General features: G+C 65.1%; 7 protein-coding genes and 1 pseudogene. 1 reads left to right on the top strand and 7 read right to left on the bottom strand.

Annotation, left to right across the window (positions count from 1 at the left end):
- Nucleotides 1-77 precede the first annotated feature (77 nt).
- Nucleotides 78-4712 carry a chemotaxis protein CheB gene (locus A6A40_RS15875; protein WP_108546895.1) on the top strand — a complete coding sequence of 1545 codons (4635 nt, stop codon included), beginning with the start codon at nucleotides 78-80 and terminating at the stop codon, nucleotides 4710-4712.
- Between the two features lie 39 nt (nucleotides 4713-4751).
- Here A6A40_RS15875 and A6A40_RS15870 read toward each other — a convergent pair whose 3' ends face one another.
- The 7 genes and pseudogenes from A6A40_RS15870 to A6A40_RS15840 all read right to left on the bottom strand — a co-directional run bounded on the left by A6A40_RS15870 (nucleotide 4752) and on the right by A6A40_RS15840 (nucleotide 12817).
- Nucleotides 4752-5561 carry a transglutaminase-like domain-containing protein gene (locus tag A6A40_RS15870; RefSeq protein ID WP_108546894.1) on the bottom strand — a complete coding sequence of 270 codons (810 nt, stop codon included), beginning with the start codon at nucleotides 5559-5561 and terminating at the stop codon, nucleotides 4752-4754.
- A gap of 193 nt (nucleotides 5562-5754) precedes the next feature.
- A pseudogene (locus A6A40_RS15865) lies at nucleotides 5755-5931 on the bottom strand (IS3 family transposase); the annotation flags it as partial.
- Between the two features lie 238 nt (nucleotides 5932-6169).
- Nucleotides 6170-7714: a hypothetical protein gene (locus A6A40_RS15860; RefSeq protein ID WP_236783827.1), complete on the bottom strand. Its 1545-nt coding sequence runs from the start codon at nucleotides 7712-7714 to the stop codon at nucleotides 6170-6172.
- 300 nt (nucleotides 7715-8014) lie between these two features.
- Nucleotides 8015-9112, bottom strand: a complete 1098-nt coding sequence (locus A6A40_RS15855; RefSeq protein WP_108546892.1) for a protein-glutamate methylesterase/protein-glutamine glutaminase — start codon at nucleotides 9110-9112, stop codon at nucleotides 8015-8017.
- A 3-nt stretch (nucleotides 9113-9115) separates the two neighbouring features.
- Nucleotides 9116-10009 (bottom strand): CheR family methyltransferase, encoded by an 894-nt coding sequence (locus A6A40_RS15850; RefSeq protein WP_236783826.1) that lies wholly within the window; start codon nucleotides 10007-10009, stop codon nucleotides 9116-9118.
- Nucleotides 10006-10503, bottom strand: a complete 498-nt coding sequence (locus tag A6A40_RS15845) for a chemotaxis protein CheW (protein ID WP_108546891.1) — start codon at nucleotides 10501-10503, stop codon at nucleotides 10006-10008. Before A6A40_RS15845 ends, A6A40_RS15850 begins: the two co-directional genes overlap by 4 nt.
- A gap of 100 nt (nucleotides 10504-10603) precedes the next feature.
- Nucleotides 10604-12817 (bottom strand): methyl-accepting chemotaxis protein, encoded by a 2214-nt coding sequence (locus A6A40_RS15840; protein ID WP_108546890.1) that lies wholly within the window; start codon nucleotides 12815-12817, stop codon nucleotides 10604-10606.
- Between the last annotated feature and the right edge of the window lie 41 nt (nucleotides 12818-12858).

The following is a 12858-nucleotide window of genomic DNA, read 5'->3' as shown; positions in this document are numbered from 1 at the left end:
CTGCCATGAGATCCGGCGGGCCGAGGCTTGGCTAATAATTCCGCTGGCTGGGATCATCGTATTGACGGGAGGCGATCATGATGTCAGCGGATGAAGGCACGGATCGTCATTGTCAGGACATTCCCCGCATGGATCAGAATGAACGGCGGCGCATGCGGCCCGGCCCTTTGGCGATCGTCGGTATCGGTGCCTCGGCTGGCGGCCTCAAAGCGATCACGGCCCTGCTTAGAGCGGTACCGGCTGACTGCGGCTTGGCCTTTGTGGTGATTCAGCACCGGATTCCGAACAATGAACGATTGCTTGCCGACCTGTTGAAGAATGTGACGGTGCTGCCGGTCCATACTGCTCATGACGGGATTCCGCTGGAGGCCGATCACATCTACATCGCTCCGGCAGGTCGGTTGCCGACGATGGAGGCCGGCCAACTGCGCATCCGTGAATCGCGGCAGTCTGTCGACGCGACCCTGCCAATCGACATCTTCTTCCGCACACTGGCAACCGACCAGCAGGAGAAGGCGATCTGCGTCGTGTTGTCCGGTACCGGCGCCGACGGCACCAATGGACTGCGTTCGATCAAGGAATGCGGTGGGCTGGTGGTCGTGCAGGATCCGACGACCGCCGAATTCGACGGCATGCCGGGCAGCGCCATCGCCACCGGCATGGCCGATTATATCCTGCCGCCGGAGCGCATGCCTGGTGCCATCGTCGAATTCGTCCACCAACCCTATATCGGCCCGGCAACGGTTCAGAAGGCCGATGCGCCGGACGGCGCACTGGACGGCATTCTCGATCTGCTGAGCGCGCACACCAAGCGCGATCACAAGGCTTACAAGCCGCGGTCGCTGATCCGCCGCATCGAACGGCGCATGGGGATTCACCATATCGCCGAGATGACGGAATACCGGGCCCTTCTGGGCACCCACCCGGCCGAAATCGAACTGCTGTCCCGCGATATCCTGATCAGCGTGACGCGCTTTTTCCGCGATGGCCCGGCGTTCGACATCCTGGCCGGAGAGTACGTCGTCCCGCTGGTGCGGAACCAGCCGGCGGGCAAGCCGATCCGCGTCTGGGTCCCGGCCTGCGCCACCGGGGAAGAGGCTTACTCCATCGCTATCCTGTTGATGGAGGCCTGCGCACGGAGCGGCGTATCCCCCGGCTTCCGTGTCTTCGCAACCGACGTGGACAATCGGGCGCTGACTGTCGCCCGCACCGGTCTGTATCCCGAAACCATAACGGTCGACGTGTCGGTCGAACGGCTCGCCCGCTTCTTCACCAAGGTCGAGGACGGCTACAAGGTCGCCAAGCCATTGCGCGATGTGGTTTCCTTCGCCCAGCACGATCTGCTCAGCGATCCGCCTTTTTCCAAGCTCGACCTGATCAGTTGCCGCAACATGCTGATCTATATCGAGCCGGACGTGCAGAAGGCCATCTTCGCCCTGTTCCATTTCGCCTTGTTGGACAATGGCGGCCTGTTCCTCGGTACGGCGGAGAACCTTGACACGCTCTCCAACCTGTTCGCACCTCTTTCAAAAAAATGGCGCCTTTACCGGAAGATCGGTGCGACGCGCAGCAGTGCGATGGCGGTCCCGCCGACGGGCGGGCGGTCTGCGGTCCCGGTGCCGACACTGCCCACCCCCTTGCGCGGCACCGGCCCGGCGGACATCATCCGACAGGCCCTGCTGCTTGAATACGCGCCGGCGGCAGTTCTGATCGACGGGCTGCATCGCATCCAGTATCTCTTCGGTCCGACCGGCGATTTCCTCGACCTGCCGACGGGAGAACCGCCCTGGGATCTGACGGCGATGGCACGCGGGGAATTGCGCCTGCAGCTCCGCCGCGCCGTCGCACAGGCGCTCGCCTCGCATGGCCGGGTTCAAATCTCCGGAATCCGGCACAAGCGTCACGGCATTGTGGTGCCGGTGACCGTTCTGGTTATCCCGGTGCGTTTCCCACGGGCCGGCAGTGACCTGCTTCTGGTGACATTCACGGCGGACCACGCTGCACCAAGCACACCGGTCGCCGAGTCCGCGCCGCCGCCGATCGAAATTGACGGTGTCGAACAGCTCGAAAGCGAGCTGCGCATGACCCGTGAGGAGTTGAACGACACCGTCGAAGAACTCAGTGCCACCAGCGAGGCGCTGCGGGTCGCCAACGAGGAGATCCTGTCGATCGGCGAGGAGTACCAGTCGACCACGGAGGAGCTGGAGACATCCAAGGAAGAGCTTCAATCCCTCAACGAGGAACTCAGCACGCTGAACTCCCAGCTGCATGAAAAGGTCGACGAGCTGGAAGCGACCACCAACGATCTGGGCAATCTGCTGAGCAGCACCGACATCGCCACGGTCTTCCTGTCGTCAGACCTGCGGATCAAACGTTTCACGCCGTCGGCGACCCGGCTTTTCGCTCTGCTGCCGCAGGATACCGGGCGCCTGATCACCGACATCGCCCGGCATTTTTCAGATCCTTGCCTGCTGCCCGACATCCGGTCGGTGCTGTCATCCCTGATGCCGGCGGAACGCGAAGTGTCGACGGATGACGACGCGACCTTCCTGCGCCGCATCCAGCCCTACCGGACCCAGCAAGGCCGGGGGGAGGGGGTCGTGATCACCTTCAGCGACGTGACGCCGCTGAAGCGCACCAGCCTGGCCATGGCTCTGCAGGCCCGCCAGTACAAGCTGATCGCCGATCTCGGACGCAAGGACCTCGTCGGAGCGGACGGGTCGGATACACTGGCGGAAGCAGCCCGCCTGATTGCCGAAGGGCTGGGAGCGGACGGCGTCGCCATCCTCGGTCCCGGCGAGGATCCATCGGGCCAGCGCACCGGGGACGCTGACGATCTGGTCCTGCTCGGCAGTGCCGGCCTCTCCGTTCCAAAGGAGCCTGCCGTCCGGATCCCCAGCGACATGTCGACACTGGTCGGACGGGTGTTCCGGTCCCGCCAGCCGTCTATTGTGGAGGATTTCGCCACCGATCAACGTGTCCGCTCCTCCATGGCGCTATCGGGCAGCCACTTCGTCAGCGGTCTGTCGGTTCCCTTCGGCGGCGCGGCACGCGGACCATCCATTCTCACGGTTCTGAGCCGCAAGGCCGGACGGTTCAGCGATGCCGACCTGGAATTCGTCCAGGCCATCGCCAGCGTGCTGGGGCTGGTCATCGAACGGGCGGGAGTGCTGCGCACGGCGCGGGCTGAGCGCGATTTCGCCCAGGCCATCGTCGACACGGTCCGCGAACCGCTTCTGGTGCTGGACGAGATGCTGAGGGTGGTCGGCGCGAGTGCGGCCTTCCACCGATCCTTCGCCACCACGCCGGACGGCGTGCTCGGCCTCCAACTGGCCGAGACGGCCGGCGGTCTGCTGGCCGATCCCGAACTGCGCCTGGCACTGGAACGGATCATACCCGATGGCACGGTCGTCGATGCGCTGGAACTGACCATCGGTCGGGGTGTCGGCGACGAAGGCGCCGAGGGACGCCGAACCCTGCTGCTGAACGCCCGCCGGCTCAATCAGGCGGGCCGGCTGATCCTGTTGGCGATGGAAGACGTCACAGAGCAGGTGCGCGTGCGCGAAGCCCTCGCGGCCGCCAAGGCTGCCGCCGAACTGGCAAGCGCCAGCAAAACCCGATTTCTTGCCGCTGCCAGCCACGACCTGCGTCAGCCTGTCCAGGCCCTGCTGATGTTCCATCATCTGGTGGCGATGCAGCCGCAGGGCGAGGCGGCGGCAAAACTGCTGGTCAGCATGGGCAACGCGCTGGGCGCCATGACCGCCATGCTCGACGACATCCTGGATGTGTCGCGCCTTGACGCCGGCATCATCCAGGTGACGCTCCGGTCGTGTCCGGTCCAGACGATGATCGATTCGCTGTGCACCGAGCTATCGCCGTTGGCCGAGGCTGCCGAGCTGACATTGCACAGCGTTCGGACGAGCCTGTCGGTGCGGAGCGATCCCAAGCTGCTGGAGCGCATCCTGCGGAACTTCATCGCCAACGCGATCAAATACACCGACCGGGGTCGGATCCTGGTGGGGTGCCGTCGCGCCGGGCTGAACCTGCGCATTCAGGTCTGGGACACCGGGCGCGGCATTCCGCCGAACCAGCTGGCATCGATCTTCGAGGAGTTCCATCAGGTCGACAATCCGGAGCGTGACCGGCGGCAGGGGCTGGGGCTGGGGCTTTCCATCGTGGAACGCCTTGCCGCGCTGCTCCATCACCCGATACGGGTCAAATCGGCGCCAGGGCAGGGATCGATGTTCGAGATCCTGGTTCCGTTGGCCAGTCCGGACGATTCCCTTCCGAAGGACGAGGAGATGGCCGTATCCGAGGGCGGCAACGGCGAGCGGGTGGTGGTGATCGACGACGACCCGACCGTTCTCGACGGTGTCGCCGCCTTCCTCCATGAATTGGGCTACGATGTGGTGGCGGCATCCGATGGCGACACGGCGGTAGAGCGGTTGGGGAACGGGGTGCCGGATTTGGTCATCGCCGATTTCCGGCTGAAGGGCACGGAAACCGGATCGGAGACAATCCGCCGGCTGGAGCGGCACTTCGCCGCCCGGCTGCCCGGAATTCTTCTGACCGGCGACACCTCGCCCGCGCGCATCCGGGAAGCGAGCGCCAGCGGTTTCCTGTTGCTGCACAAGCCACTGAGCCCGGAGCCTCTGCTGACTGCCATACGGCACGCCCTGACGGACCGGTCCCTGAAGCCGGGAACCGCCTGATACTCTACCCGGTTCCTCTGCAAAGGCTGGTCAAGCAATTCAGGGTCCGACCTCATCCGTCCAGATTTTGAACTCTGTCAGCAGATTGGGGCCGAAGGTGTGGGTAAGCGGCACGTCGGCTGCATCGCGACCCCGTGCAATCAGGATTCGTCCGATGCGGGGAGTGTTGTTCCGTGGGTCGAAGACATGCCAACGGCCACCGAGATACACCTCCATCCAAGCCGCAAAATCCATCGGCGCATAGGGTGGTGGCTCGCCGATGTCGCTGATGTAGCCAGTGCAGTAGCGCGCGGGAATGTTCATGGCGCGGCAAAAGGCGATGGCGAGATGGGCGTAGTCGCGGCAGACCCCGTGCTTTTCGGCATAAGTCTGTGCCGCGGTCCGTGTCGGCCGCGAATGCTCGTAGCCGAAGGTCACATGACCATGGACGAAGTCGCAGATCGCCTGGACCCGTGCCCAACCCGGCGCAACGCCCGCGAACAGCCGCCACGCCTCGTCGGACAGGACATCGGTCTCGCAATAGCGGCTGCCAAGCAGAAACAGCAGGGTATCGGTGGGCAGTTCGTCCACAGGGTGCTGTGCGGCGCCGGGCTGAACCAAGTCGGGGAGCCCACTATCTCGGATGATGCTGTCGGCGCTGATGGTGACAGAGCCGGCGGGTGCGACCAGACGGCTGCACCAATTGCCGAAACTGTCACGGTAACCCTGGATCGGCGCCGGTACGCTGACGACGATGTGATCTGGCTGCTCCAGGTCTCCAACACGTGAGTAATGCACGTTCAGCATCACGATCATTGGCGTGGGAGCAGGAAAGCTGAAGGTCAGCTTGTAACCTAGCCGTATGCGCATGAAGACCTTCCATTGAAAAAGCGCGTTTGGTTCGCAGTGACGAAAGCGTGGTAGCTATCATTTAAAAACGCTTTCATTATCAGATAAGCACGGTAAAATATGGATATACTAGCAATTATGAGCGACTCTCATCCATCCAGTGTGGAAGGGGCACTGAACCGCGCCGGGTTTGCCGGATGCCGGTTTGGTTGGGTCACGCCGCTATGGCGGCGTCCTCAGCTAGGGCATAGTAGCCTGTTTCGGCTTCGGCGGGAGGGATATTGCCGATGGGTTCGAGCAGGCGCCGGTGATTGAACCAGTCCACCCATTCGAGCATGGCGAACTCGGCGGCGTCCCCGATGCGCCAGGGTGCGCGGCGCCTGATCACCTCGGTGTTGATCTTGGCCTTGTTCAGTAGGCACAGGTTCATACGGATTGTCGCGCGGCCTGCTCGGGTGTTCTGTAGCCGATGGCCGAGTGTGCGCGCTGTTGATTGTAGCAGGTGATGTTGGTCAGCCAGACCCGATCGCGGGCTCGCCCACCTGGAAGGCTTGGCCCAGCAGATCGGGAGCGACCGGCAGGTCATGGCAGCTGTCGGCCTCCCGGATCGGACCGCGATCACTCCGCATTCAGAAAAAGAAGTCGTCGACAGTTCCGTTCTGTTCCTGGCTCTCCTGCAGGCAAATGCCGCCGAAGAGTTGGGAATGCGTTTTCCGCTCCCGTTCCGCGGTGTAGAGTTTGGCAAATAGGCGATTCAGATCGTCGGCGATGTGGGGAGCATGAATTTCCCCCATCCTGGAGGCCGCCTCGACCCGCTCGACGAAGCGTTGGGCGGATTCTTCCAGCCGCCGCTCGATGGCAAGCCGGTCGATGGTCCCGGTCAGAAGTTTGGACACATCCAGGCAGTTTCCGGTCAGGACCGACAGGGAGTGCATCTGATCGGCATGCAACCGTTTCAGGCAATCCATCGAATTCGACATCTCTTCAGCCAGTTCCCTGGCCACCCGATGATTGGCGCCTGACCTCTGGTCCAACAGGGTCGCGCGCCGGTTGGCGGCCTGGATCGCCGAGGTGATTGCCTTCGACACGTCCTCGGTCCGCCGGCTGCACGCGCGCAGTTCCTGCGCCACAACGCCGAGTCCCCGCCCCTCCGGTCCAAGGCGCGTGCATTTCAGCGTCGTGTTCAGCCCCATCAACCGCATGTCGGTGTCGATGGACCGAATGGCGAGGACATCCCGGCCCATTGCGTCGAAACCATGGGAAACCTCGACCACCCGCTCCCGCAGGACATCGTCGGACCGGCAATAGCGATGCAGAAGGTCCAGGGCGCGGTCGACGTCGTTTGCGACGCCGGCCAGAACGGAGTCACCGATGTCCTCACCGGCATCGGGCAAGGCGAGACTCGAACCGAACAGGTCCATCGCCTCCCGGGCGATGGCGTCGGCATCCCGGACAAGCGCTTCCAAATTCGCCTTCAGGGAGGCCACCTGGCCGCCGAAATCGCCGTTCGCATCCCCATATTGGCGAATCTGCAAGGCACAGATCGCCGCCGACAGGTCGATCCGGTGACGGTCGTCCAACTCAGCGAGCCATTGCAGATCCGGCGGCAGCGCGGCCGCCTGAGGCGACTCCGCCAGCAGTTCGAGCACGTCCAGCGCCGTACCGATGTGGGAAAGCCGCTGACAGGTGAGGTCGCCGACCTGGAGATCGCTGATGCAGCCGGCGATCCGCTGGCTGACCTCGCCGACACGGCCGGCAAAGCGCCGCGCGGCCTGCTGTGCAGTGCTGCGGCAGGCCGTCAGCTTGTCGAGGCTGCCCTGCAGCCGTCGTCCGACATCGTCCAGACGCGTCCGGTTGTCGCGCTGGAAGATGGCGGCACCGTCCTTTGCCGCCGAAATGGCATTCTGCAAAGCCGCCAGATGGCCGATCGCCTGTGTCGTCGCTTCCTCGGCCAGTCGGTGGAGCCGGTCGATCTCGCGGTTGAAGACGCTGAAATCATCGGCGCCGGAGCGGATCTGGACCGATTGGATCTTTGCGTTGATCGCCAGGCCGGTGATCTCGCCGATGATCTGCGACAGGTTGCCGAGCAGGGCCGCCATCTCGGCGCCCGACCCATCCAGCCCGGTCAGGTCATCCAGCGTTTGCCGGAGGTTGGCCGCCAGCCCGTCGGTCACCTCGCGGACCTGTCCCAGCCGGCGGGACGCGGCGACGCCGTCTTCATTGTCGATCAGCACGGACAGGGCACGGAACCGGTCGCCGATGACTGCCATAAGGTCCAGCGTCCGCGACAAGGTCTCGCCGACCACCAGGAACGCGGCTTCGATCGGTGCCGATGCATCGTGCAGGTCGGCCTTCAGCGACCGGACCAGCCCGACGCCAAGGCCGGTGACGTCCCGGAAGGCCGTCCTGTCAAGGATGCTGTCCATACCGAAGCCTCTATTCAGTCAGTTGTGTCTGGCGGAGAGCACGCAGCGTCACGATCGGTCGTGGCGCAGGATTTCACGGGCGATCGAGGAAAGCCCCACCACCTTTCCAACGCCGCCGCGGGCAATCGCCTCCTTCGGCATTCCGAATACAACACAGCTCTCTTCGTCCTGGGCCAGCGTGAAGGCGCCGGCTTCTTGCATCTCGCGCATTCCGGTGGCGCCATCGTCCCCCATGCCGGTCATGATGACTCCGATGGCATTGGCCCCGGCACAGTGCGCGGTCGAGCGGAACAGCACATCGACCGACGGTCGGTGGCGGGAGACCAGCGGCCCGTCCTTCACCGCCACCAGATAGCGGGCGCCGCTGCGTTGCAGCAGCATATGGCGGTTGCCCGGCGCGATCAGAACCTGTCCGCGCAGCACCGTGTCGCCGTCGCGTGCCTCGCGCACCGTGACCTCGCACAGGCTGTCGAGGCGGCGGGCGAAGGCGGCGGTGAAGCTCTCCGGCATATGCTGGACGACGACGATGCCGGGACTGTCGGCGGGCAGGGCCTCCAGCACCTCGCGCAGGGCTTCCGTGCCGCCGGTCGAAGCACCGATGCAGACGACATGCTCGGTGGTCCGGGCCATCGCTCCTTTGCCGGGCGCCGGCATCATGACGTCGGCGCTCAATTTCGGCTCGGGGCTTCGGGGACGGCCCTCTGCCTGCGCTGCAGCAGCGACGCGGGCGCGCGGGCGCGGGCGGGCGCGGGCCGCCGCCTTGACCGTGTCGCAGATGCGGACCTGGGCGTCGAGCAGGCTCTGGCGGGTGTCGATGCGCGGCTTCAGGACGACGTCGACGGCGCCGGCTTCGAGCGCCTGCATCAGGGTCTCGCTGCCGTCCTCCACCAGCGAGGAGCACATCACCACCGGAATGGGATGCTGGCTCATCAGCTTGCGCAGGAAGGTGATGCCGTCCATCCGCGGCATCTCGACGTCCAGGGTGATGACGTCCGGCGCTTCCTCCGCGATCCGGCGGACGGCGGCATAGGGGTCGGCGGCGGTTCCCATCACCTCGATCTGCGGATCGGACGACAGGATATCGGTCAGGGTCTGGCGGACGGTCGCGGAGTCGTCGACGATCAGCACGCGGATCCTCTGGCTCATCGCTCAGCTCCGGATGAAGATGGCGGATCCGGCCTGCTTCAGCGGCAGATCCATGTTGGTGATGGTCTCGCTGTGGCCGACGAACAGGCAGCCGCCGGGGCGCAGATGGCCGCACAGCTTCTCCAGCACCTTTTTCTGCGTCGTCTTGTCGAAATAGATCAGGATGTTGCGGAAGAAGATCACATCCATGTCCGTCGGGACCGGATAGGCCGGCTCCATCACGTTGAGGCGGCCGAAGCGGACGGACTGGCGGACCCGCGGCACCAGCCTGACCGTGGGATCATCCGGGTCGCGCGACCGCATCAGATAGCGGGAGGCGAAGGGTTCGGGCACCATTCTGGCCATTTCGGCGGGATAAACCCCCAGCCGGGCCGCCGCCAGCGCCTCCGTGCAGATGTCGGTCGCGATGATCTCATGGCGGATCGGCATGCCCGCACGCTCCTGCTCCAACAGCAGCATGGCCACCGTGTAGGGTTCCGCCCCGGTCGAGCAGGCGGCGCTCCATATCTTCAGCGGTCGGTCGCGGCCGGGATGATGGGGAAGGCGGGACAAGGCCGGAATGGCCGTGCCCATCAGGTAGCGGAAATGGTCGATCTCGCGGAAGAAGTCGGTCTTGTTGGTGGTGACCGCGTCGATCAGGTCGACCAGTTCGCTCTCCAGCCCGTCGCCGTCCAGCACATGGCGGCAATAGGCGTTCAGGTCCGGCAGGTCCAGCCTGCGCAACCGGCGCCGCAGCCGGCCTTCCACCATCGTCCGCTTGGTCGGCGGCATGCGGATGCCGGCGTGGGTTTCGATGATGGCGGCCAGCCGGCTGAAATCACGGTGCGACAGGCCATCACGGGATGACGGCGGTGCCGCTCCGTCGGCGAGCGGCGGGACGTCGGCATCGATCATCATGCGGCGTCCGCCATGGTCAGCAGGGCCACGTCGTCCTGTGCGAACAGACGGGCGATGTCGAAGACGATGACGAAGGTTCCGTTGGAGCGGCCGATTGCCTGGATGCAGTCGGACCGCCAGCGCCCCCCCACCTGGGGCGGCGTTTCCAGGTCCTGGCCATCGAGCGACGTGACTTCGAACACGCGGTCTGCAACCACACCGACGGTCAGCGAAGCCCCTTGCCCCTGCTGCGGCACGTCGAGCACGATGATCCGGGTGTTGGCGGTGGGCTGTACCGCCGGCAGGCCGAGCTTGACCCGCAGATCGACGGTGGGCACCCCCTGTCCCCGCACGTCGATCATGCCGACCAGGAAGGGCGGGGCATGCGGCAGGCGGGTGATCGGCTGGAGGTCGAGGATCTCGCGCACGATGCCGACCTCAATGGCGAACACTTCGCGATCGATGCCGATCGTCACATATTGCGCCGGTTCGCGGGGCGCGGTCGCGCTGGTCATCTGCGGTTTCCGGATCGGTGGACGGGGGGACTGAAAAGGCGGAACGCATGGGGCTTCCCGCAAGGGGCGGCGCCGACTGCGCCACCCCCTGCCGGTGCGATCACATCGCGGTGTAGCGGGCATCCATATCGTCGGGCCCGTTGCCGCCCTCGAGAGCGATCTTCACCCCGCGGTCCTTGCCGTTCGGCTTCGCCGCCGGCTTGTGGGACATGGTGATGACCGCGGCGGGGCGGCGGGCGGCGGCGGGCACCGGCCTTGCGGGAGCCGCCTGGGGTGCCGGGGTCCGGGCGATGCTGCGGGCGGAGGCCTTCTCCTCGACCGTGAAGTAGGAGATCGTGTCCTGCAGCTGGGTCGCCATCGAGGACAGCTCCTCCGATGTCGCCGCCATCTGTTCCGACGCGCTGGAGTTCTGCTGCGTCACCTTGTCGAGCTGCTGGATCGCCTGGTTGATCTGCTCGGCGCCGATGTCCTGCTCGCGGCAGGCGGCGCTGATCTCCTCGACCAGCTCGGCGGTCTTGCGGATGTCGGGCACCAGCCGGGACAGCATCTGTCCGGCCTCCTGGGCGATCTTGGTCGATTCCGCCGACAGGGAGCTGATTTCCGCCGCCGCCCCCTGGCTGCGCTCGGCCAGCTTGCGCACTTCGGACGCGACGACGGCGAAGCCGCGGCCATGCTCGCCGGCCCGCGCCGCCTCCACCGCGGCGTTCAGCGCCAAGAGGTCGGTCTGGCGGGCGATCTCCTGGACGATGCTGATCTTTTCGGCGATGGTCTGCATCGCCTGCACCGCCTTGTTGACCGCCTCGCCCGAGGCCTGGGCGTCCTTGGACGACTGGCGGGCGATCTTCTCGGTCTGGGTGGCGTTCTCGGCATTCTGCTTGATGTTGGCGGCCATCTCCTCCATCGAGGCCGAAGCCTGCTCGGCGGCCGACGCCTGTTCGGTGGAGCCCTGCGACAGTTCCTCGGAGCTGGCCGACAGCTCCTGGCTGCCCGCCGCCACATTGTCCGAGGCGGACAGCGCATCGGTCACGACGCCGCGCAGCTTCTCCAGCATGGTTTCCAGCGCCATGCCCAGCGTGTCCTTGTCGGACAGCGGACGGGCCTGGACGGTCAGGTTGCCGCGGGAAATCTCCTCGGCCACATCCGCGGTCGCCCGCAGGTTGGCGGTCATGCTGTTGAGCGCCGTCACCAGATCCTTGATCTCGTCGTCGCTCGACACTTCAACCTTCTGGCTGAGGTCGCCGACCGCCACGGCATCGGCCAGCCCGACCGCCTTGCCGAGGCCGCGGGCAATGGAAATCGCGATGTAGGCGCCGGCGGCGATGGCGATCAGCAGGGCAAGGGCAACGGCACCGATGGTGATCGCACGGATCTGGGCGTAGGTGGCCTCGGCCGTCTGCTTGTCCGCCGCCATGCCCTTTTCGGCGTCGGCGACCAGTTCGTTCGCCGCCTGGCCCAGCTTGGTGGCGGCGGTACGCACGTCGCCGATGGAAATCGCCAGCGCCTTGTTCTCGGTGTTCTTCAAGGACAGCGCGATCACCTCGTCGGTGAAGCGTTCATAGACATGATAGCGCTCGACGAAGACGTTGAAGGCCCGAAGATCCTCGTCTGACGTCAAACGGTTGCGGATGCGGTCCTGTTGCTGGGAGATATTCTTCAGCAGATCGGGCAGCGGTTTGAGTGCCGCCGCCGTCGCCGCGTCGTCGGAAATGAGCAGGGAGTTTCTGACGATGATGCGCGCGGTCCCCCAATCGGTCGTCATGCGCCGGATCAGATGAGCGATGGCGATCTGTTCCGCCGTCGCCTGCGTCCCGTTCTCGACACGGTCGAGTAGCGGGCGCAAGGCCTCCTGCGCCGCGATAACGGCATCGTTGCCGGCGCCTGTCAGCAGGTCGGCACCCTTGGCGTTCGACCGGATTCGACCGATCGAACGCACTTTGTCCTGAGCGGTACCGAACTCCACCATCAGCGCTTCGATCTGTGCCAGCTTGCGGAGGCCTTCAGCATCCGCGACGCGCCGATACTGTTCCAGAATCCCTTTGAACTCCTCACGGCGAGCCAGCATCGCCTTGTCGAAGCGGTCCATGTCCTCGTCGCTGCTGGACAGCAGAAAGTTCTTTTCCTCCCGCTGGATCAGATAAACCGTGCCCGGCATCTGGCGGGCGACATTGATCCGCTGTGACGAGACATTGACCAGCTGGTCGATCTTCTCGTTCAGGTCCGACAGGCCGTTGAGGGCGATGCCAGCGGTGGCGGCGGACAGCAGGATGACCGTGCCGAATGCCGCGATGATTTTCGCTTTGATTGAGATACGCATGGTCGTTCCTTGCTCCGCAGATCTGGATGGCGGTCCCTGTG

Source organism: Azospirillum humicireducens (assembly GCF_001639105.2).
Classification (GTDB): Bacteria; Pseudomonadota; Alphaproteobacteria; order Azospirillales; family Azospirillaceae; genus Azospirillum; species Azospirillum humicireducens.
This window is presented reverse-complemented; position numbering and strand designations above follow the sequence as displayed.